Origin of the sequence: Mucilaginibacter aquatilis (assembly GCF_009755275.1) — a bacterium.
In the GTDB taxonomy this organism is placed as follows: Bacteria; Bacteroidota; Bacteroidia; order Sphingobacteriales; family Sphingobacteriaceae; genus Mucilaginibacter; species Mucilaginibacter aquatilis.
The window spans coordinates 196380-219081 of record NZ_WQLA01000001.1; the positions used below are offsets into that span (position 1 = coordinate 196380).

The 22702-nt window shown below is 41.4% G+C and carries 21 protein-coding genes; 11 read left to right on the forward strand and 10 right to left on the reverse strand.

The window, feature by feature from the left end:
- Positions 1-145 precede the first annotated feature (145 nt).
- A complete protein-coding gene (locus tag GO816_RS00975) occupies positions 146-1468 on the forward strand; it encodes an inositol-3-phosphate synthase (RefSeq protein WP_157539485.1) in 1323 nt (440 codons plus the stop codon).
- Between the two features lie 253 nt (positions 1469-1721).
- Here the strand turns inward: GO816_RS00975 and fabF are convergent, their stop codons facing one another.
- Both fabF and GO816_RS00985 read right to left on the reverse strand, forming a co-directional pair.
- The gene (gene fabF / locus GO816_RS00980; protein ID WP_157539486.1) at positions 1722-2966 is read right to left on the reverse strand and encodes a beta-ketoacyl-ACP synthase II; all 1245 of its coding nucleotides are present in this window, start codon (positions 2964-2966) and stop codon (positions 1722-1724) included.
- Between the two features lie 177 nt (positions 2967-3143).
- Entirely contained in the window at positions 3144-4091 is a 948-nt protein-coding gene (locus tag GO816_RS00985) for a Smr/MutS family protein (protein WP_157539487.1), read from the reverse strand.
- A gap of 216 nt (positions 4092-4307) precedes the next feature.
- On the opposite strand from GO816_RS00985, the gene GO816_RS00990 reads away from it, so the two are divergent.
- Positions 4308-4901, forward strand: a complete 594-nt coding sequence (locus tag GO816_RS00990; protein ID WP_198171388.1) for a phosphatase PAP2-related protein — start codon at positions 4308-4310, stop codon at positions 4899-4901.
- Positions 4902-4934: 33 nt separating this feature from the next.
- Here GO816_RS00990 and GO816_RS00995 read toward each other — a convergent pair whose 3' ends face one another.
- Positions 4935-5294: a hypothetical protein gene (locus tag GO816_RS00995; protein ID WP_157539489.1), complete on the reverse strand. Its 360-nt coding sequence runs from the start codon at positions 5292-5294 to the stop codon at positions 4935-4937.
- 166 nt (positions 5295-5460) lie between these two features.
- Here GO816_RS00995 and GO816_RS01000 point away from each other — a divergent pair, with 166 nt between their 5' ends.
- Positions 5461-5997, forward strand: coding sequence for a hypothetical protein (locus tag GO816_RS01000; RefSeq protein ID WP_157539490.1), 537 nt, complete (start codon positions 5461-5463; stop codon positions 5995-5997).
- Between the two features lie 2 nt (positions 5998-5999).
- Here the strand turns inward: GO816_RS01000 and GO816_RS01005 are convergent, their stop codons facing one another.
- Positions 6000-7052, reverse strand: a complete 1053-nt coding sequence (locus GO816_RS01005) for an NAD-dependent epimerase (RefSeq protein WP_157539491.1) — start codon at positions 7050-7052, stop codon at positions 6000-6002.
- A gap of 301 nt (positions 7053-7353) precedes the next feature.
- On the opposite strand from GO816_RS01005, the gene GO816_RS01010 reads away from it, so the two are divergent.
- Together GO816_RS01010 and GO816_RS01015 are read left to right on the forward strand one after the other, a co-directional pair.
- Positions 7354-8691 (forward strand): cytochrome ubiquinol oxidase subunit I, encoded by a 1338-nt coding sequence (locus GO816_RS01010; protein WP_157539492.1) that lies wholly within the window; start codon positions 7354-7356, stop codon positions 8689-8691.
- Positions 8692-8693: 2 nt separating this feature from the next.
- On the forward strand, positions 8694-9719 hold the full coding sequence (locus GO816_RS01015) for a cytochrome d ubiquinol oxidase subunit II (protein ID WP_157539493.1): 1026 nt from the start codon (positions 8694-8696) through the stop codon (positions 9717-9719).
- Positions 9720-9990: 271 nt separating this feature from the next.
- Here GO816_RS01015 and GO816_RS01020 read toward each other — a convergent pair whose 3' ends face one another.
- On the reverse strand, positions 9991-11511 hold the full coding sequence (locus tag GO816_RS01020) for a malate:quinone oxidoreductase (protein ID WP_317163582.1): 1521 nt from the start codon (positions 11509-11511) through the stop codon (positions 9991-9993).
- A 376-nt stretch (positions 11512-11887) separates the two neighbouring features.
- Between GO816_RS01020 and GO816_RS01025 the strand changes: the two genes are divergently transcribed.
- Entirely contained in the window at positions 11888-12697 is an 810-nt protein-coding gene (locus tag GO816_RS01025; RefSeq protein WP_157539495.1) for an alpha/beta hydrolase, read from the forward strand.
- A 164-nt stretch (positions 12698-12861) separates the two neighbouring features.
- Positions 12862-13866: a fatty acid desaturase gene (locus tag GO816_RS01030; RefSeq protein ID WP_157539496.1), complete on the forward strand. Its 1005-nt coding sequence runs from the start codon at positions 12862-12864 to the stop codon at positions 13864-13866.
- A 65-nt stretch (positions 13867-13931) separates the two neighbouring features.
- On the opposite strand, the gene GO816_RS01035 is transcribed toward GO816_RS01030, so the two are convergent.
- Together GO816_RS01035 and GO816_RS01040 are read right to left on the reverse strand one after the other, a co-directional pair.
- The gene (locus GO816_RS01035) at positions 13932-14663 is read right to left on the reverse strand and encodes a DsbA family oxidoreductase (protein WP_198171389.1); all 732 of its coding nucleotides are present in this window, start codon (positions 14661-14663) and stop codon (positions 13932-13934) included.
- Between the two features lie 53 nt (positions 14664-14716).
- Positions 14717-15631, reverse strand: a complete 915-nt coding sequence (locus GO816_RS01040) for a hypothetical protein (RefSeq protein WP_157539498.1) — start codon at positions 15629-15631, stop codon at positions 14717-14719.
- Between the two features lie 211 nt (positions 15632-15842).
- Here GO816_RS01040 and GO816_RS01045 point away from each other — a divergent pair, with 211 nt between their 5' ends.
- Complete coding sequence (locus GO816_RS01045; protein ID WP_157539499.1) at positions 15843-16040, forward strand: hypothetical protein; 198 nt, start codon at positions 15843-15845, stop codon at positions 16038-16040.
- A gap of 62 nt (positions 16041-16102) precedes the next feature.
- The gene (locus tag GO816_RS01050) at positions 16103-17203 is read left to right on the forward strand and encodes a DUF3810 domain-containing protein (RefSeq protein WP_157539500.1); all 1101 of its coding nucleotides are present in this window, start codon (positions 16103-16105) and stop codon (positions 17201-17203) included.
- A 22-nt stretch (positions 17204-17225) separates the two neighbouring features.
- On the opposite strand, the gene GO816_RS01055 is transcribed toward GO816_RS01050, so the two are convergent.
- Positions 17226-17870, reverse strand: coding sequence for a DUF47 domain-containing protein (locus tag GO816_RS01055; RefSeq protein ID WP_157539501.1), 645 nt, complete (start codon positions 17868-17870; stop codon positions 17226-17228).
- 138 nt (positions 17871-18008) lie between these two features.
- Here GO816_RS01055 and GO816_RS01060 point away from each other — a divergent pair, with 138 nt between their 5' ends.
- A complete protein-coding gene (locus GO816_RS01060) occupies positions 18009-18248 on the forward strand; it encodes a hypothetical protein (protein WP_157539502.1) in 240 nt (79 codons plus the stop codon).
- Here the strand turns inward: GO816_RS01060 and GO816_RS01065 are convergent, their stop codons facing one another.
- Together GO816_RS01065 and GO816_RS01070 are read right to left on the reverse strand one after the other, a co-directional pair.
- Positions 18249-19232, reverse strand: a complete 984-nt coding sequence (locus GO816_RS01065) for an SDR family oxidoreductase (protein WP_157539503.1) — start codon at positions 19230-19232, stop codon at positions 18249-18251.
- Positions 19233-19340: 108 nt separating this feature from the next.
- Positions 19341-20195, reverse strand: coding sequence for a pirin family protein (locus GO816_RS01070; protein ID WP_157539504.1), 855 nt, complete (start codon positions 20193-20195; stop codon positions 19341-19343).
- A gap of 169 nt (positions 20196-20364) precedes the next feature.
- Between GO816_RS01070 and GO816_RS01075 the strand changes: the two genes are divergently transcribed.
- Entirely contained in the window at positions 20365-22701 is a 2337-nt protein-coding gene (locus GO816_RS01075) for a TonB-dependent receptor (protein ID WP_157539505.1), read from the forward strand.
- The last annotated feature ends 1 nt before the right edge of the window (position 22702 follow it).

Sequence of the window (22702 nt, forward strand, 5' to 3'; positions counted from 1 at the left end):
ATCATTATGATAAGGGATATAATTTTACTTAATTACGAAATCGATTAAGTAAATAAATTTTGGCTTTTGCTTGCAATTGTCAAACAGACAACAAATATAAACAGCTACGGCTTTATATTATATTAAAATACAATAGAAAAAGAAGATGGAAAACAACGTTAAACCTGCAAATGGCAAGCTAGGTATACTGATTCCGGGATTAGGTGCAGTAGCTACTACGCTTATTGCCGGTGTTGAAGCAGTAAACAAAGGCTTATCTAAACCAATTGGCGCCCTTACACAAATGGGTAACATCCGCCTTGGTAAAAGAACTGAAAATCGCTATCCGAAAATTAAAGAATTTGTTCCTTTAGCCAACCTTACAGACATTGTTTGGGGTGGTTGGGACGTATACTCAGATAACGTGTACGAAGCTGCTGTTAACGCTGAGGTGTTAGAAAGAAGCTTACTTGATTCGGTTAAAGCCGAGTTAGAGTCGGTTAAACCTATGACCGCTGCTTTTGATAAAAACTATGCTAAAAACTTAGACGGTACGCACGTTAAAACCGGTACCCGTTTAGATATGGCTAATGAACTGATGGAAGATATTAAAAACTTTCAGGAGCAAAATGGCTTGGATCGCGTAGTTGTACTATGGTGTGGCTCTACCGAGGTTTACTTTGAAGAGTCACAAGTACACCAAAGCGTTGTTGCATTTGAGCAAGGTTTAGCTAATGATGATAAACTGATTGCACCAAGCATGCTTTACGCGTACGCAGCATTAAAATTAGGTATTCCATTTGTTAACGGCGCTCCTAACTTAACTGTTGATATTCCTGCTTTAGTGGAGTTAGCAAAATATACCGAAACTCCAATTGCCGGTAAAGACTTTAAAACAGGCCAAACTTTAATGAAAACTATAGTTGCACCTGGTTTAGCAGCACGTGCGTTAGGTGTAAACGGTTGGTTCTCTACTAATATTTTAGGTAACCGTGATGGCTATGTATTAGACGATCCGGATAACTTCAAAACCAAAGAGGTATCTAAACTGAGCGTTCTTGAAGAAATTTTCAAGCCGGAGATTAACCAGGATTTGTATGGCGATATGTACCACAAAGTACGTATCAACTACTACCCTCCTCACGGCGATGCAAAAGAAAGCTGGGATAACATTGACATTTTTGGTTGGTTAGGCTACAAAATGCAAATCAAAATTAACTTCCTTTGCCGCGATTCAATTCTTGCTGCACCTGTTGCACTAGACTTAGCTTTATTTAGCGATTTAGCTAAACGTGCAGGTATGAGTGGTGTTCAAGAGTGGTTATCATTCTACCTTAAATCGCCGCAAACTGCACCAGGCTTAGCTCCTGAGCACGATATATTTAAACAGTTAACCAAGTTGCAAAACACCCTGCGCCACATGATGGGCGAAGACTTAATTACACATTTAGGTCTTGATTACTACCAGGATGTAGTTGACGCTATGTAATATTCCCTAAACCTTATCACACTCAAGGCCGCCTCAAAAGGGCAGCCTTTTTTTATGGCATTAATTATAGCGTCTGACAATTTGAGTCACTTAAACCTCCCTTTATTCGCTGAATTGAATTGGTTTCCAAATCCAACTTGCTCTTATTGACTTATTTTCTTGAAGACAAAAGCCTCATGAATTCAACGCATAGAGAAATGCGCAAAAAAAAGCCGCCTTCAACAGGCAGCTCTTCACTTATAAACTTCAATAATTAAATCTTTTTGAACACTGCAACAGCGTTGTGGCCACCAAAACCAAAGGTATTACTCATGGCTACGTTTACAGTTTTTTCGATAGCCGAACCGGTAACGATGTGCAAATCATGCGGTAATTGCGGGTCGAACTCTGTTGTATTAATTGTTGGTGGGACAACGTTATCAGTTACTGCTTTAACAGATATAATGGCTTCTATAGCCCCTGCTGCACCCAATAGGTGCCCAGTCATTGACTTAGTAGCACTTACTGATAAACGTGCATTGTTGTTACTAAAAGCTGCGTGAATAGCTTTTGCTTCGCTTATATCACCCACCGGGGTTGATGTGGCATGAGCATTCATATAATCCACATCGGCATGGTTGAGGCCAGCGTCCAGTAAAGCTAATTCCATTGCTTTGATAGCACCTTTACCTTCTGGATGAGTTGCGGTTATATGGTAAGCGTCACCTGTCATGGCAGCACCACTTATTTCAGCATAGATAGTTGCGCCGCGCTGTACGGCATGTTCATATTCTTCAAGCACTAATACACCTGCGCCCTCGCCCATTACAAAGCCATCGCGCTCCACATCAAACGGCCTCGATGCTGCCTGAGGGTCTGTATTACGCGTTGATAAAGCTTTGAGTGCATTGTAGCCACCTATTGAGGCTTCGGTAATAGGTGCATCAGCTCCACCCGTAACAATAATTTTGGCTTTACCCCAGCGTATATAGTTAAGCGCATCCATAATGGCTGTATTGGCGCTTGCGCAGGCCGTTACGGTAGTAAAGTTAATTCCCATAAAACCATACTTAATTGAAATTAAGCCTGCAGCCATATTTACCAGCGTTTTAGGTATAAAAAATGGATTAAAATGCGGCTCGTGGTCTGTAGCAACGTACTCGCGCACCTGCTGCTCAAAGGTTTCCATACCACCTTGCGCCGAACCAAATATTACACCCACATCATAAGGCGACATTGCCGATACATCAAAACCCGAATCTTCGATAGCCTGCTTAGCTGCTATTAACGCATATTGCGTGTACAAATCGTTGCGCTTAACTTCGTTCCGATCTAAAAATTGCAATGCGCTAAAATCATTTGGCAGTTGCGCTGCAAACTGCGTTTTGAATTTAGTTGCATCAAAACGGGTAATTGCTTTAGCTCCGCTACGACCGTTTTTAATATTATCCCAAAAGGTTGCTACATCGGTACCCAGGGCCGATACTACACCCATTCCGGTTATTACTACTCTTTTCATTTTTATGTTAAATTACACCGATTAAAAAATGATATTACCGATGCTTTTAAATTTATGCGGTGATTTTACTGACTGTATTACACCTACAGTTTAGTTATTGTTACTTTTAATTAGAACGGTCGTTATTCTTTCAAAATCGTTGGAATCACTCTTCCCATTAGCGAAATTAAACAAGAGTTACTTCAATAATACCTTTGTTGCGCCGTAACCAAACTTCTCTTTACGGGCATCTAAAAACGTTTGTACTTTTTGATGCTTGCTCAATTGCTTGTGCAGTTCATGCCGTAATATGCCGTTGCCAGCACCATGTATAAATGTAATCTCGGGCAATTGGTGAACTATTGCTGCATCAAGCGCTTTTTTAAACTGCTCGAGCTGGATGCGCAGAATATCATGACTGCTAATAAACTGGTAATCATTCCGCAGCTTTTCTATATGCAAATCTACCTCCGACTGTGGTTTTTCTATTTCTTGCTTTTCTGCCGCAGGCTTAAAAAAACTTTCTTTTAATTTTTGTGCATCTATTACCATTTCCGGCTCGTCAAGTCTTATAAGCCAGCCCTGCTGATTAACTACCGGAACAGACTTTTTACTTCCTGAAAAGTCTTTAGCCTTAAACTTTTCACTAAAAGTGAGCGGTTGTTGCGGCTCAAAATCTTGTCGGGTAAAAAACAACACCTGTAAGTTAAACTTTGGCCAAAGTTGTATATCAGCCAATTGTGCAGAGTATACCGGCACCCCTGTTCCAGGCGCAATTATGCCCAGGTATTCGCCTTTAAACTGCTTACCTTCTGTTGTAAGCGTTACCAGCAATTGGTACGATGTATCATTAACCAAGTTAAAATGCACCACAGATGCGGCTTTGTTATCACTAACTACACCTAAATATATGCCATGCTTTTTAAATTCAGCAGCAGGCACTACAGCTTCGGCCCCTGCCTGGGTACCGGTAGACTGCCCTTTTGCTACGTGCCCGTGCACAGTGGTTACCTTACTGGCTAGTACAGGTATCTCAAAATCGTCTTCCCCGGTAACGCCAATCATCTGATCATCAAAAATGCGGGTAACGTATCCCTCCATCTTCTCATCCACAAAGCGTACAAAATCACCCAACTTGTATTTCATATTCAAAAAATTAGCGGCGCAAAGTTAACTATTAAACCTAATTATAGTCACACCTAACATCACATTCATATTCGCATAAAAATTATTTAACATTATGCAAAAACACTTATTTTTGCAAACCCATATTAGTTTAGTAATAAATTGAACCGGAATACAAGCATATCGTTTAAGCAAAATTGGAAAGCTACCTGGAATTGCACTTCGCAGCGTTCACTCATGATCATTGGGTCTGTACTGGTTGCGCTCGTTCTTTCAGGAATGCCCATGTTTTTTCAGCACATTGAGCAACGCCCAGGTGTGCAGTTACATGATTATGTATTGGCACGCATACCCAGCCATGATGTATCGCTATATATATTTTTGATTGAATGGGGAATGGGCCTTTTAACACTCATAAGGGCTATTAAAAACCCTGCCATCTATGTGCGTTATGTATGGCTTTATGTTGCAATTAGCCTTACCCGGTTAATTACCATTACCCTTGTACCGCTTGCAGCACCGGCCAATTTAGTTGAATTGGTTGACCCTGTTACCGGCATATTTTATGGTCATGCGGTAATTACCAAAGATCTTTTCTACTCAGGCCATACATCAACACTGGTAGCCATGTATTTTTGCCTTCCCCGTAAAAGTGATCGTAAATTAGTTGTTGTTGCTACAATAGCTATGGCGTGCTTGTTGCTGGTACAGCACGTTCATTATACCATTGATATATTAGCTGCACCTGTGTTTGTGTTTTTGCTTAACCGTATCATGCAGTCAACCTTATTTTCTAACGTAAGGATAGATCAGGAAGTAGTAGAGTGCTAAAAAATCAATCACTACCTTATTAGCCTATTTTAGTTACTGGCCGCTGGTGCGTTTAAGAGTAGTTTGATATTCCCCACCTTGATAGCTAATTTTGAGGTTAATTGAATCTGCAAAGGTATGCCCCGTAAATACTGCTTTTGAGCCATTCAAATCAACTTTAAAGTTAATTTGGTCTCGCTCAACCTTACCTTCTTCTATTGCGCTTGCACCAAGCGGAGTTTCTGTGGTTCCAGTAAGTTTTTCACCTTCAGTTTTAAAATTGAAGGCCATGGGTACCAAGCTACCGTTGTAATCAACATAACCCGTCCATTTGCCGTTAATATCGGCTACAATAATCCAGAATAATATACCGCAAATTGCCAGTACAAGCGAATTGATAATCTTGGTATTCATAGGTAAAAAATTGGTAGGGAATTAAAGGTAAGTTTAATAATATCAAATACATAACTTTATTTTATCGAAATCACATACCTGAGTAAATGATTATATAAGTTGATGATTTAAGGTGTTTAAAAAAGAAAAATTGCATCGCTCCTTAACTGATTATTACATTTGGCAGATGCCTCGTAAGTACGTTTTAATAACAGTTGCCGCCTTAGCTATGTTAATGCAGTATTGCCAAAATAAGCCTAAAGAGCAAACAATACAACGATATGAGCCTGCCCCTGCCGATACTACCATTGTGTACAACGAGTTAAGCAGCAAAGTATTGGGACGCATATTAGCGGCAGATACCAACCGCATCAAAAAGCGCTTTACCGTACCTGTTAAAATAAGCGTTGAAGAAAAAAAGGAAAATAGAACCGAGCCCTATTACTTTTATACTTTTAGCAGCCCCGGTAATAAAATAACCTTGTTTTACAAGCCATCTGAAGGATTTTATATTGAAAACGGCTTAATTACAAGAGCAGGTGTAACGCTTAACAAAGATGTTGTAATTGGAATGGATAAGGCTGCGTTTTTACAATTACTCGAACTTAAAAAATCAAAGTTTAACTTGTTTCACATTGTGAACGACGACTCTACGGTGCAGTGCAGCTACTATTTCAAGAATAACTTATTAAGTTCGGTTAAGCTCACTCAAACCATTGAATAAACTTATACCTTATAAAAATCTTTAAACCAGGCAACAAACCGGCCAATACCATCCTGTATATTAGTTTGAGGCTGGTAGTTAAACTCCGTTTCCAAGTCATTCATATCAGCATCTGTACTCAGCACATCTCCTGCTTGCATAGGTAAAAAGTTAATCAATGCCTTTTTACCTATCGAGTTTTCTAACGCTTCTATAAATTTCATCAGCTTAACAGGCTGCGAGTTGCCAATGTTGTATAAACGGTATGGAGCGCTTGAAGTTGCTGGGTCGGGGTGCCCGCTGTTCCATGCAGGATTTGACTGTGCAGGCTTATCCAGTACCCGAATAATTCCTTCAACAATGTCATCAACGTAGGTAAAATCGCGCTGCATGTCGCCGTTATTGTAAACATCAATCGGGTCGCCCTTAATAATGGCATCAGCAAATTTAAAGTAAGCCATATCGGGCCTGCCCCAAGGGCCGTAAACGGTGAAAAAGCGTAGTCCGGTGGTGGGTATCTGGTACAAATGGCTGTAACTATGAGCCATCATTTCGTTACTTTTTTTGCTGGCCGCATACAGGCTAACCGGGTGCGCCGCTCCATGGTGCACCGAAAATGGTGTATTGCTGTTTAAACCATAAACACTTGAGCTACTGGCATAAACCAGGTGCTTTACTTTAATGGTCCGGCAGCCCTCCAATATATTTAAGAAACCTGAAAGGTTGCTCAGTGCATAGTCATGAGGATTAGTAATGGAATAGCGTACACCGGCCTGTGCTGCCAAATGGCAAACTACATCAAATTTATAGGTTGCAAACAGGTTTTCCATTTGTGCCCTGTCAGATATATCCAACTTTATAAAGCTGTAGTTAGCATAAACAGTGCTGTTAACGGGCTGGTTATCTTTCAGCGCATTGGTTTCGATACCCGATGCCCGCAACCTGCCGTGCTTTAACTCGGTATCGTAATAAGTGTTAATGTTATCTACGCCAATAACTTCAAAACCCAACTTTGCAAGTCTTTGAGCTACATAAAAACCAATAAAACCAGCGGTACCGGTAACTAAAATCTTCATATACGTTAAAACACTGTTACCCTTACAATAACAAGGCTGCAAAAGTAATTAATTTACCCAATTAGCTGCCTTAAGCAGTAACATAGATTTGTAAACGTAAAACAAGTGACAAGCAATATAAGAAGCCGAATATTTGTTGATTTAAACTCGCTCCCCTAGCGGCGTAAACGAATTAACCCTCATGCCAAACTCATTTGCTAACGCAATTATTTTCAATAAATAATCAATATAATTAGCAAAAAGTATATACACTGCTGCTGTTCGTCAGTACCTTAGCTTTGTGTAACAAACCAATTACCGTATGGATAATTTTTTGGCTGCCCGTTCGCAAATGGCCCTTTCGCTGGGGTTTCATATTATATATGCCTGCATTGGCATGGTGATGCCTTTTTTTATGGCTGTAGCCCACTACCGCTGGCTAAAAACTAAAGACATCGCCCATAAAAATATTGCCAAAGCCTGGAGCAAAGGCGTTGCTATATTCTTTGCTACAGGGGCCGTATCGGGCACAATGCTATCATTTGAATTGGGGCTTTTATGGCCAAATTTCATGAAGCATGCCGGGCCAATATTTGGTATGCCATTCTCGTTAGAAGGTACGGCGTTTTTTATAGAAGCTATAGCCCTTGGCTTCTTTTTGTACGGTTGGGAGCGCCTTAACCCCTACTTTCACTGGTTTACAGGTGTTGTGGTTGGCATCAGCGGATTGGCATCGGGCATATTGGTAGTTGCTGCTAACTCTTGGATGAACAGCCCGGCAGGGTTTGACTACGTAAATGGGCAATATCTAAACATTGACCCTATGAAAGCCATGTTTAATGAAGCCTGGTTTTCAGAAGCCCTGCACATGACTATTGCTGCATTCGCATCTACAGGGTTTGCCGTAGCAGGCGTACATGCACTTATGATTGTACGCCGGCAAAATGTGCACTTCCACCAGCAGGCGTTTAAAATTGCTGCAGGTTTTGCAGCAGTAGCAGCACTGTTACAACCTATTGCTGGCGATATTGCTGCTAAAAGCGTAGCTAAGCGACAACCAGCCAAACTGGCAGCAATGGAAGCTTACTTTCATACCAAACCCTACTCGCCGCTTGTTTTAGGTGGTATACCCGATGTGAAAACCCAGGAGGTGCATTACGGACTGGAAATTCCGGGCTTGCTGAGCTTTTTAGTGTATGATGATTTTAAGACGCCAGTTGAAGCGCTTGATCAAATCCCTGTTGAAAATCAACCGCCCGTGGCCATAACGCACTACTCGTTTCAGGTTATGGTGGGTTTAGGCATGTTTATGATGCTTATTTCGGTATTGTATTTAATTGCTATTTGGTTTAAAAAGCATTGGATTTACAGCAACTGGCTGCTTAAACTATTCATTATAGCTGTGCCTACAGGCTTTATTGCTGTGGAGGCCGGATGGATGGTGACTGAAATCGGACGGCAACCCTGGATAATACAGGGCGTAATGCGCACAGCTGACGCCGTTACCCCTATGCCTGGCATAGCATGGTCGTTTTACTTATTTACAGGTATTTATATATCGTTAAGCATAGTGGTGGTGTTTTTACTTTACAGGCAAATATTAATGGTACCGAAGCTTTATGACAAACCACAAGATAATTTAACCTTAAGCCAGGCATAATTATGGAGTACATTATCATTGGTTTTTTATGGCTTTCAATACTACTTTATCTTGTTTTGGGAGGTGCTGATTTTGGCGCAGGTATCATTGAGCTTTTTACCTCAAAACGGCATCGCTATCGCACACGTAATACTGCCTACCACGCCATAGGCCCTATTTGGGAGGCCAACCATATGTGGCTTATTATTGCTGTAGTTATACTTTTTGTTGGCTTCCCGGTTATTTATAGTACCATGTCTGTTTACCTGCATATTCCGCTGGTGGCTATGCTGCTGGGCATTACAGCGCGCGGTACGGCTTTTGTATTTAGAAATTATGACGCCGTAATTGATAACATGCAACGCGTTTACAACCGCATTTTCCTGATTTCGAGCTTTATAACACCTTTGTTTTTAGGAATGATTGCCGGCGGTGTTATAGCAGGAAAAATCAACCCCGACACCAACGATTTTTTAACAGCTTATGTTTGGCCCTGGTTTAACTGGTTTTCATTCACCATTGGGCTATTTACCGTTGCCTTATGCGGCTTCCTTGCATCAGTATATTTAATTGGCGAAGCCCCCTCGGGCGATGACAGGAACAGCTTTATACGCAAAGCCAAGCAATGGAATGTTATTGCCGTATTTTGCGGCGCATTGGTATTCATAGCGTCACTTGTTGAAAGTATACCACTCATGCAATGGATATTTGGCAACCCGGTTGGGGCAACAGCTGTAATTGCTGCATCAATTTCTTTGTTGGTATTATGGCTGCTAATAAACAAAGGCAAAACTGTAGTTCCGCGTATTTTGGCAGGCTTTCAGGCAAGTATGATTTTATTGGCGGTTAGCTATGCTCACTTCCCCAACTTTGTGATTTTAAGCAACGGGCAACACCTCTCGCTATTTGAACATCAGGCACCAGCAGCTACAATGACTGCCTTAGCCTGGGCGCTTATCATTGGCAGTTTATTTATACTGCCGTCGTTGTTTTATCTGTATTATAGCTTCCAGAAAGACAGGCACAAGGGTAGTTTTGTAGAGCATTAAGAGGCTGAATAGCGGCAATAGACAAGAGCCAGGTAGTTGCAGCGCCCTGTTATATCGAATTTAGTTCGGAACGTCACCAGATAATAAGGTTCATGCTTGGCTGTTCCATAGTTAAGGATATGGGGTGCTAAAACAAGTTCAGCGTAACATCGTGATAGCGTATATCTTCGAAATGCCAGTGTCCGGCAAGTTTCAACAAAAAATGTCACCCTACTAATAGGATGACATTGCCTTTTATATTTTCATTCACCTTTTTAAAAAAAAGTGGTGCTTACAATTCTAACACCTTTGTAGTACGTTCTCTTGTCTCGTTAGCAAGCTGTGCATTTTTAGCCATAGACTGACCGTATGACGGTATCATGCCTTTTAATTTGGCTTGCCACTCGGCCGATTGCGCCTGGCCTTTAAAGCAACGCTCAATCAACTGCACCATAATTGACACGGAGGTTGACGCTCCCGGCGATGCTCCCAATAAGGCGGCAATACTGCCATCAGCTGCTGCCACCACTTCGGTACCGAATTCAAGAACGCCGCCACGCTTAGGGTCTTTTTTAATAACCTGTACACGTTGTCCGGCAATGTCCAACTGCCAGTCTTCGGATTTAGCGTTAGGGAAGTAATCCTTTAACGCTGCCAGACGATCGTCTGCCGATTGCGTTACCTGGCTAATAAGGTATTTTGTTAACGGAATATTGTCGATACCGGCTTTCATCATCGGGAAGATATTACCGGCATTGATAGAGGTAAACAAATCAGTTAATGAGCCATTCTTTAGAAAACGGGTTGAAAAGCCTGCGTAAGGGCCAAACAGTAAAGCTTTTTTGCCATTAATCATACGGGTATCCAAATGCGGTACCGACATTGGCGGCGAACCTACCGATGCCTTGCCGTATACTTTAGCCTGGTGGCGTTCAATAACATCGGGGTTATTACAAACCAGCCATTGCCCGCTCACCGGGAACCCACCGAAACCACGGCTTTCAGGAATATCAGATTTTTGAAGCAAATGTAAAGCTCCGCCACCGGCACCAACAAATACAAACCTGGCTTTCAATTTTACTTTGTTGCCACTGGCTGTATCTTTTACACGCACGCGCCATGATCCGTCTTTGTCGCGCTTTAAGTCACGCACTTCGTGCTGCAGGTGAAGGTTTACCCCGGGCTGCTGCTTAAGATAGTTGAAAAGGCTATTGGTTAACGCGCCAAAATTAACGTCGGTACCCAGGTCCATGCGGTTTGCAGACACTTTTTCATCAGCATTGCGGCCTTCCATTACTAACGGCATCCAGTTTTGCAGTTGAGCAGCATCTTCTGAGTAAGCCATATCGGCAAAAAAGTGATGTTTTACTAATGCCTCATAACGCTTGCGCAAATAGGTTACATTCTCTTCGCCCCAAACAAAGCTCATATGCGGCACGGCCGATATAAATGACTTGGGCGAATCGATGATCTTGTTTTCAATTAAAAACGACCAAAACTCCTTTGAAACCTCAAACTGCTCCGCAATTTTAATAGCTTTTGATATATCAACTGTACCATCGCCAAGCTGCGGGGTATAATTTAGCTCGCAAAAGGCAGAGTGGCCGGTACCTGCATTGTTCATAGCATCCGAACTTTCGGCAGCCATTACATCCAGGCGTTCAAATATCTCAATTGTAAGATCAGGTTGAAGCTGTTTTAACATGAGGCCTAAAGTGGCGCTCATAATTCCGGCTCCAATCAGCACAACATCAGTTACGGGTTTCTGGGTATATTCGGTGTTAGTCATTTTCGATTTTCGGACGGTACAAATGCGTGCGCAATTTACAATGTACGTGATAAAAACGGCGTGATATTACGATTTTTAATCATAAAATTTACAATTAATATGATATTGAACAACGTTTCGATGTGTATATCAAACCAAACCACCTCATTGTAAAATCCTTTAATGAAAGTATTCTTTTACCTTTTTGTTTTCAAAAGCACGAGGTATCTGATTTACAGGGTGCAATAAGTAAGTTCCTCAATAACTCAACTAAGTGGTTTTTGCCTTTACACTGCTCAGTTATGCAACTTCAAGGATACTATGACCCCTTTACAACTATGCATTGTAGCTTATAAAGCAACAATATTAACGCCCAACTGTAACTTTTAATACAAAAATTTATTCAAAAATTAATTTACTTATGAAAGGCACTATCATTTTTATACACGGCATGTTTCAGAACGCTAAAAGCTGGAATAATTGGGTTGAACATTTTACCGCTAAAGGGTACAATTGCATAGCAGAATCATGGCCGCTACATGAAGGCGAACCTGCTGAGCTTAGAGCAAACGTACCAAACGGCTTGGGCGAGTTACGTTTAGCAACAATTACTGACAAATACCGCCAGCTTGCCGCCGCACAAACTGAAAAGCCAATAATTATTGGCCACTCTGTAGGTGGCCTTATTACTCAAATACTTGTTAACGAGGGTTTAGCTAAACTTGGAGTACCGGTAAGTACAGTAGCACCCAATGCAATGATATCATTTGATTGGGGCTTTGTAAAAAACAGCGCGCTTATAACAAACCCACTCAAAGGCGATGATGCATTTATAATGGATGCAGAAAGCTTTCATGGCTCATTCGCCAATACCATGAGCGAAGAGGCTGCTAAGCAGGCATGGCAAGATACAGCCACCAATGATAGCCGCAACGTACTACGCGATTGCTTGGGCGAAGATGGTAAAGTTGACCTTGATTTACCGCACGTGCCTATGCTGTTTATTGCTGGTGAAGAAGATCAGATTATCCCTTACGAGCTATGCGAAAAAAACGCAAAAGCTTACACAGATGAAATTAGTTTTACTGACCATAAAACGTTTGCAAACCGTAGTCATTTCATTTGCAATGAACCTGGTTGGGAAGAGGTTTTACAAACCGTATCAAGCTGGATTGACGAAAAAGAAAATGCACCGACGTACAATGCCCAGCCAATTGACATCGAATCTTAATTAATTCTTAATATTTGTGCAATTAAGCCTCACACCCAACGTTATAGACTCGGTGATGGGGCTTTTTACTTATCAGCGACTTTATAAATATAAATTTTTAGCAAATCTTAAATTTATTTACCTTTATTATCTTTACAAACATAAATTAAGTTACCACATTAAGTATGAAGAAAAAAAGTTTTAGATGGTCTGATGAGAGCGAACCGCACAAACACAGGACGAAGACCATTATTAAAGAACATCCGGAATTGCGCACCCTTATAGGTCGTAATCCGTATACTTTTTTAGTTATATCACTTTGTGTTGGGGTACAAATTGCCGCTGCTTATTTTCTTAAAGATGCAGCATGGTACTGGATTGCACTGGCTGCTTATTGCATAGGTGCCTTTGCCTGTCATACCCTGTTTGTGTGCATTCATGAATGTGCCCACAACTTAATTTTTAAAAATAAGACTGCTAATACATGGGCAGGCATCTTTGCCAATTTGCCTACATTGCTGCCAAGCTCTGTATCGTTCCAAAAATATCACTTAAAGCATCACTCATTTCAGGGCGTTGAAGCTTTAGATGCGGACATGCCTTTTCGCTGGGAAGCTAAACTTATTAATAATTCAACTTTTGGTAAAGCAATATGGTTGCTGTTCTACCCTATTTTCCAAGCTTTACGTCCATTCCGTTTAAAAGAAATTAACTTAGTTGACGGCTGGACTGCAGTTAACTGGTTGGTACAAATTGCCTTTACCGGTGCAGTGATTTACTTTTTAGGCTGGAAAGCTGTATTGTATCTTGTTTTAAGTTTCTTCTTCTCGGTTGGCTTGCATCCGCTGGGTGCACGTTGGGTTCAGGAGCATTTCTTAACACACGGCGAACAGGAAACAAAAAGTTATTACGGCAGGCTGAACGGGCCAAACCTTAACGTTGGCTTTCATAACGAGCACCATGATTTTCCTTCAATTCCATGGAACAATCTTCCAAAAGTTAAGGCAATTGCAGGCAAGCATTACGAGGATTTAGGTTACCATACATCGTACACCCGCTTACTGTTTGAATTTTTATTTGACCGCGAACTATCTGTGTTTTCACGTACAGCCCGCATTAACCGCGGCAAAATAGCGGCTCCTAAAGCTAAAACACTTGATGCTACCGAACCTGAGGTAAGTGTAGCTTAAGCTTAAACGTCATAAAAAAAGAAAGGGGATGCTACCGCATCCCCTTTCTTTTTTATAATAAATTATCAGCAGTTACCATCAGTATCGCAACTTGCACCCTCGTCACCGTTATTGGTATAACCGGGCTGTTGATACTCAGCATACGCGCTTATTAGTGTGTTTAAGAAAACTTCCGTTGCCTGTGCTCCTGATACAGCATAGCGGTCATTCACTACGAAAAACGGCACTCCTCTTATGCCAAGCTGTGCCGCTTCATCTATATCAATGCTAACATCGTGCTTGTAAGCATCACTGTTAAGCATAGCTTTTACCTCTTCGCTGTCAATACCAATGGCTTCACCCAAAGATGCCAGTGTATCATCATCATCAATATTTTGACCGCCAGTAAAGTAAGCATTGAATAGCTGCTCTTCAGCCGCATCGCTCTTATTGTATTTTTTTGCCAGGTGAGTAAAGCGGTGGGCATTAAAACTGTTAGCAACAACTGCATTATCAAAATTATAACTTAAGCCAACCTGGTCGGCCATTTCGGTTACTTGCTGGCCAACTTGCTTTGCGTAATCTATTGTCCAGCCTTTGGCATCGGCAAGGTACTGGTGTATACTGATATTAGGGTTGGTTTCAAGAGCTGGATTAAGCTGAAAGCTCTTCCATTCAATTTGCACATCGTCTTTAAACTCAAAAGCGTTTAAGGCTTGCTCAAACCGCCGTTTGCCAATGTAGCAGAACGGACACATTACATCCGACCATATTTTTATTTTCATAGCAATAACAATAAAGCCAAATGTAGTAAGCATTATATATGCTTAGCTGCACTACCCGTAGGTATTACGATTGAATGACAGCTTAATTACTTTTTGGGAACTGCATAATGGAATATAGGCTGCTTCATACCTTCACTTACGGTATAATAGCTGCGTCCGTTTGCGGCAAAACCTATGGCTTCACCCAAACGCTCCTGCTCATAGGCAGGCTGTTGTGGCTTGCGCTGCAGTGTTTGCCATATGGGTTCGTTGCCCTCTCTTTTCCAATAGTAAATACGGCTATAACTTTTTAAAACTACCTGTTTAGCATCTTTTGATATATCACCGCTAACAATCCATTTAAAAGGCTGCAAACCTCTAAAGTGCAGGTCGGCACGTTTGGTTAAAGTTACCGTATCATTATTATTGAATAGTAAAGGAGCCGTATACACGCTTACTGATTTATGACGCTTGGTAACTATGTAAAGTAGCTTTTCCAGCGGATCAATCATCAGTGTTTCGGCATCATGAGGTCCATCCGGGTATTTTAACGTTAAATTGGCATGCTTTACTCGCACGGTGCTGTCGGCCTTTGAGTAAAGGTCAGGCTCTTCGGCACGGTAAATATTTATGTTTGGGTAATTTTCGCCGTTATCGCCTATGTCACCAACGTAAACATAACTTTTTGTTGAATCAGGCCCTGGTCCAACGGCAATATCTTCACAATCGCGCACACCGTAGCCGGGCGCATCATCTGCTGAGTATTTGAATATTCCCATGAGCGCTCCATCAGGGCTTATAGCAAAAAATCGCCCTTCATCGCCGCTATCATTATGTATATAAAATATGTTCTGATGTTTTGATGAAGCGGCAATGCCCGAGGTTTCATTGTTAAGCTCGCTTTTTAGTTTACCGGCAACGTAATTTTTATCGTCTTTTCTGTTTTGCGCATAGGCTGCCAGTTCGAGCGCTAAAATTAGCACCGGCCACAAAAACTTCCATCTGCGCGGGCGTGTTATCATCCAAATTAAAACGCAAACTTAAGCTAAAAGTTACAATTAAAATAATACACGAGTGGCTCCGTTAATAAAGTATCAATAATAGCATCTTAAACATATGAACTTGTAAAAGTTAGAAATGTTTAAGAATGCGCTAAGCAATCAGAACTCCTTTCGATTTAGTTTGTTATACCCATGTATTTGCCTTTGATATAAACCATATAACTTAAGTACTATGGAAACGCCTGTAAAACATTATAAGTTTATTAATAGCCGAACAGACAACGTAATTTTCTACTACTCGTTAGATGCCGGCCTAAGTGATGAGCAGCGCAAAGAAAAGCTAGAAGCAGTAAAGGCCGACGTAGCCAGCAAAAACGGCGTTTTTTTGAATACCGTTTATTGGGAAGAAGTTAAAGAAAACGAGGATTAATAAACACCTACATATTTTGCTGGTTGATTTGCTATTCAAATGGTGCAACATTATTTTGCACCATGTTTAGCTCAGCGGGCAATTCCAAAAAAAATCACAACGTACTTTTTATTATAACCGGCCTGACGGCTGCGTTGTTCCTGCTGTTTATAGCAGGCTGCTACCCTTATTTTGTAGAATCGTATTACACTAACGGTTTTTATCAGGGTATAAGCCTTGTATTGCACCTGGTATTTGGTTGGCTTCCCGTAAGCATAGGCGACCTTTTATATATGCTTTTAATTGCAGCATTAGCATATTCCATCATCAGTATTGTTAAGTATTTACTCCTTAAAAATTATTCGGCTTTAAAAGGTGGTTCATTAAGGCTTATTATAGGTTTACAAACGTTCGCTGTAGTCTTTTACTTATTTTGGGGATTGAATTATTCGCGCCCACCTGCTGCTCAAATTTTGAATTTAACAGACAGCGTTTACACATTAACCGAACTTAAGGCCGCAACCGCTTTACTTATAGATAGCACGAACGCAACAAGAGCAAGGCTTACTGTAAAAGATTTATCGGTAACCAATACACAAGTGTATAACCAGGCGGTGAATGCAATAAAAGAGTTGGCTTTCACAAACAAAAATTTCGAAAGTCATTACCCGTCTGTTAAGCCTGCGTTGTTTACACCGCTTATAAATTACTTTAGTACAGCGGGGTATTTCAATCCACTTACCGGGGAAGCGCAGGTAAATTACAGCATGCCTAAAACTAACCGCCCGTTTACCTCATGCCATGAGCTGGCGCACCAAATTGGTTTTGCACGCGAGGATGAGGCTAACTTTGTAGGATTTTTAGCGGCAAAACAATCACCCCATGCCTTGCTGAAATATTCGGGTTACTATATGGCTATGCAGGAGTTTATGCATAATATTTACAGGCGAGACAGTGTAGGATTCAAACAGTTGAAAGTCAGGTTATCTCCTAGTGTTAAACAGGATCTTAAAGCAGATAACAGGTATTGGGATAAATACGAATCAAAGCTAAATGCAATCAGTGGATTATTTTACGATAACTTCCTTAAGCTTAATAACCAGCCTGAAGGCATCCATACTTATAACCGGATGATTATTTTAACCATGGCCTATTTAAAAAAAGAAGATATGCTGAATAGATAAATACTAAGCAGGATGTAATAGATTAACTGTTTTTTACCAAAATGCTCTCTACAACAAAGGCAATATCCTCAAACTTATCTGTTGTGCGTTCAAGTGCACCCAGAATTTCGCTATGCTTGATGAGTTGAATTGAGTCGGTTTCATGCGCGTTTAGCTGAGCAAAACCCCTGTCGTACACATCATCTGCATCGTGCTCCAGTTGCTTAATACGGGTACATAACGTTGTAATGGCTTCGCGGTCGGATAAGTTCCGAAGTGCCTTTAAACATAGTTGGGCCTGTTGTGCAGCTTCATTAATAATACCGCATAATTCAAGCATAGGCGGCGTTATGCTGCTTAACGAGTATAGGTTAATACGCCTCGCCGATGAATCTACATAATCAGATGCAGCGCTAATAGCCGATGCCAGGTCATAAATATCTGTACGTTCAAAAGGTGATACCAGCGCCTTACCGGCCGTGTAATATACCTGACGCTTGATTTCGGCCGAATGTGTTTTAAGACGGCTTATTTGAGCAAACTCAGTTTTTTGTTCGGGCTCCCATTTACCTTGTACTGCTTCATTTAACAGTTTTGCCATGGTAGCACAGTTGGCAGCAGCGCTGTCAAACAAACCAAAAAACAATTGATCATTATCAGGAAGGAATTTACTTAATACGCTGCTCATAGTACATTATTGGCTATGCAATATACGCCAAACTTCAACAAAATTTAATATTTTTTTAAGTATACCACTTAATACGCGGCCGAGTGATTAACAAAATGTTAATATTAGATTATAGAATTGTTAAAGTAAATTTGCCGCATGTCAAAAGACACGCTCCCTACATACGCTATTGTTGAATTACTTATACGCCTTGCCGATTTCAATGCATCCATAGGCGCCTACAAAGACCATATACCACACGAGTTTGGTGTAATGGTAAAAACCACAAACGGACACATTAACTTTTCGCGGCAGCTTATATTGCAACAGTTTAACAATCCTGCACTTATTGATGAACCACAGCTAAAAGAGGTGGCTTTGCTATTTAAAGCTGCCTGATTAGCGCAGCTTTTTAATAACATACAATGCACCGGCTATTACACCGGCTACGCCTGCATATTTACCCAGTTTTTTGCTGCTTACCTTTTTAGATGTATACCCACCTGAAATTTGGTTATCAGCACCTGTCGGCGTAAAAATACTGCCATTGGTAACGGGTGCAGGTTCGGCTTTTTTAAGATATAGCTGCATGAACTTGGCCGAACTGAAACGTGTTAGTTTTGGTGACAGCCATTGCCCAAAGCGTGCAAAGTAAGCTGCGCTACCTAACGTTACCGAATCTTTTGGATTACGCGCCAATGATACAACCGTGTGAGCAACTTTATAAGTTGGCACAACAGGCGGTGCCGGTTTCAACACTTTTCCGGTGTAATTAGCGGCATGGCTTGGCCCGGGAGTATCAACAAAACCAGGGAATACATCACATATATGTATGCGCGGGCAATCTTGTAATTCGGCACGTAAGGCCTCCGAATACCCACGTAATCCAAATTTGCTGGCAGTGTAAGATACCGAGTATGGAAAGGCAACAAACCCGCCTACCGAGTTCAAATTAATAAGCACTCCCCTCTTTTGTTTTTTAAAATGAGGCAACGCTGCATGAGCTCCGTTTATATAACCCATTAAATTGGTTCGTATAATTTGTTCATGTACTTCAATAGGTATGGTGGTGAATTCTCCCAGTGCACCTATACCCGCAACGTTTACCCAAACATCCAGGCTTCCGCCAAACAAACAGGCATCTTTAGCTAACTGCACCATAGCTTGTGCGTCAGTCACATCAGTCACAACTGCTATCGCCTTGCCACCAAGCCGGTCGCAAATGTTTACCATTTCATCCAACACATCTTTTTGGCGGGCAGCCAGTACCAGTTTTGCTCCATGGCGTGCAAACTCAAGGGCAGTTGCCCTGCCAATGCCGCTTGTAGCACCGGTTATTACAACAGTTTGTTTATTTAAAGGTACTGATGGCTTTAAGCTCATAAATAATGTAGTGTATAAAAGTTTAAGTTAATAAAACCCAATTTTGAATTAAAAGTTTCGAAAAAAGAATACCAGGTAAAACAGTGTATGTTCAAGTCTTGTAACAAATTAACCGTTCCAGCTGCCAAACTTTCCGCTGCGGTAATCATCGTAGGCTTGCATAATTTCCTCTTCCGTATTCATAACAAATGGCCCGTGCGACACTACCGGTTCATTAAACGGCATGGCATGGCCCAACAATAAAACACTGTCGGGTTTGGCTTCAATAACGAGGCTTTTGCCGTCATTGTTAAACTCAGCAAGGTGCAGTGAACGCACTGCTGTTCCGTTAACAATAAGTTCGCCGGTTATTACGTAAAAAAATATCTGGTGTGCATCTGGTATTTCAATTTCGAGCTTTGCCCCCGGTTTAAAATATATGGTACTTAAAAAAATACCGGTTTCTGATTCAAAAGCACCCCTGATGTTTTGCCATTCACCCGATATTAGGTTAGCCGTTACCTTACCCTCGTCAAACTGCAGTAACGGTATTTCTTCACGCTGTTTACCGATGTAATAGGGTTTAGCCATTTTTAGCCGTACCGGAAGATTCACCCAAAGCTGCAAAATTTCAAGTGGTCCGCCTTCATCAACAAATTCTTCTGATGATACTTCGGCATGAATTAAACCGCTGCCCGCGCGCATCCATTGAACGCCGCCTGCTTTAATAACGCTTTCGTGTCCGCTGCTATCTTTATGAGCTATATCACCTTCCAATATAAAGGTAACGGTTTCCATTCCCCTATGCGGATGCGGGCCAAATGGCAGGCCATTGTTATGGGGTGCGTAAACCTGTGGTCCGTGATGATTAAGAAATAAAAACGGATCTATATATTCAACTGATTGTGTTGGCAATGCTCTGTAAGTTACCAAATCAGCAATAGGCGAGTAAGCTGCCTGATGTATTCTCTTTATGCTTCTCATATATTTAGTAAAAAGCGTTTTAACAGCTTATGTTTTACCAGGTGCTGTTTAAAATAAACTTACGCAAGTATCACAATAAAAAAGGATATTCGCAGTTTCAGTCCTAATACACTTAAACTGAATTCATCAAGCACCAAAATGTAAGCTTTGCGCTGCTGTACTTCAACGCATGCAATATAAATCTACCATCTATCTCCTGCTGCCACTATTATTTTTTTGTTGCTTTAACGCAGCTGCACAAAAGAAATTTACCATAAGCGGAACAGTTCGTGACGCAGCTACCGGCGAAACTCTTATTGGCGCATCCGTAAAAATTGATGGACCCAATGGCAAAGCAGGCACTGCAACTAACGGCTACGGTTTTTACTCACTTACCGTTGCCGAGGGTACTTACACCGTAAATGTCAGCTACGTAAGCTACCAATTGGTTACTAAAAGCATACAACTATCAAAAAACACCAGCCTCAATTTGGATATGAAGGCCGGAAACGAACTTACAGCAGTTGTTGTAAGTGCCCGCGACCGCAAAGATCAAAACGTGCGCAGCCCGCAAATGGGCGTTGAACAGCTTGATATGAAATTGCTTGACAATCTCCCCGTTTTGTTTGGTGAAAAAGACGTGCTTAAAACCATCCAATTGTTGCCTGGCGTAAAATCGGGCGGTGAGGGTAATACCGGTTTTTTTGTACGTGGTGGCGCATCTGATCAAAACCTCATTTTACTTGATGAAGCTACAGTTTACAATTCATCACACCTTTTAGGCTTTTTCTCAACCTTTAATGCTGATGCTATAAAGACAGCCGATTTGTATAAAGGCGGCATGCCATCACAATACGGCGGGCGTTTATCATCGGTGCTTGATGTGAAGATGAATGATGGCAACAGCAAAAATTTCAGTATGCAGGGCGGGCTTGGTCTTATCTCATCGAGGTTAAAGCTGGAAGGGCCGCTCATTAAGGATAAAAGCTCTTTCATGATCAGTGCTCGCCGAACTTATATTGACCTTATATTAAAGGCCGCTCCGGATAGTAATATTAAAGGTAATACTTTGAATTTTTACGACCTGAATGCTAAGGTAAATTATAAGTTTGATGACAAAAACACCATCTACCTTTCAGGCTACTTTGGGCAGGACAACATAGGCATTAAAGACCTTTTTACCAACGATTGGGGTAATACAACCGCTACGCTGCGTTACAATCACATCTTTAACAGCCGGTTATTCTCAAACACCTCACTTATATATAACAAATACAGCTACAGCGTTGAATTACTCGACGAGGTAAACAATTTCAGGGCTACCTCGCTTATACGTGATTTCAATTTTAAGCAGGATTTTCAATATTTTAGCAATAAGCACACTTTGCGTTTTGGCGCACAGGCTACGCATCACCGCATTGCACCTTCTGACTTGGCACCGGGGTCATCTTCCAGCTTTAATCCGCTATCAATTGAAAATCGCTACGGTCTTGAAAGCTCGGCATACATTTCTGATGAATACAACGTTAGCAACCGCCTTAATTTGCTTTATGGCTTGCGTGCAAGCTGGTTTAGCCTGCTTGGACCGGGCACTTTCAGCACTTATACTGCTAACGGCGACATAGCAACATCACAAACCTACGAACGCGGAAAGTTTGTACAAAACTACTTTAATCTGGAGCCAAGGTTTTCGGCAAGCTATACTATAAACGAGCGTAACTCCATTAAGGCATCATACAACCGTAACACGCAAAACATACATATACTATCTAACTCGGGCTCAAGCTCCCCTACCGATCAGTATGTAATGAGCAGCAATAACATCCGCCCCGAAATTGCAGACCAGGTGGCCTTTGGTTTCTTTAAAAACATAAAAGACAATGCCTATGAGTTTTCGGCCGAAACGTATTATAAGTGGATGCAAAACCAGATTGAGTACAAAGATGCTGCAAGACTGTTAGCAAACGCCGATGTTGAATCGCAGCTATTATTTGGAAGCGGCCGCGCATATGGGCTTGAACTTTACGCAAAAAAACGCACGGGTAAATTAACAGGCTGGATAAGCTACACGCTCTCACGTACCGAACGGAAATTTGCAGGCTTAAATAATGGCAGTTACTTCCCGGCCCGGCAAGACCGTACTCATGACCTGGCTGTTGTTGGTATTTACAAGCTAAATAAACGCTGGACTCTTTCAGGTAATTATATTTATAACACAGGTAATGCCGTAACCTACCCTGCCGGCAAGTATGAAATTGGCGGCGTAACGTCTTTTTTTTACACCCAGCGCAACGCAAGCAGAATGCCCTACACCGGCAGGCTTGATTTAAGCGCAACGTTAGAAGGTAAAGATACCGGCAAGCGTTTCAGGTCGAGCTGGTCGTTTGGGTTATACAATGCTTTAAACCGCAAAAACCCATATTCTATTGATTTTAGAGACGTACCTAATGATCCAACCCGAACAGAAGCCGTGCAAACTGCGTTATTTGGTATAATTCCATCTGTTACCTGGAACTTTAAATTTTAAC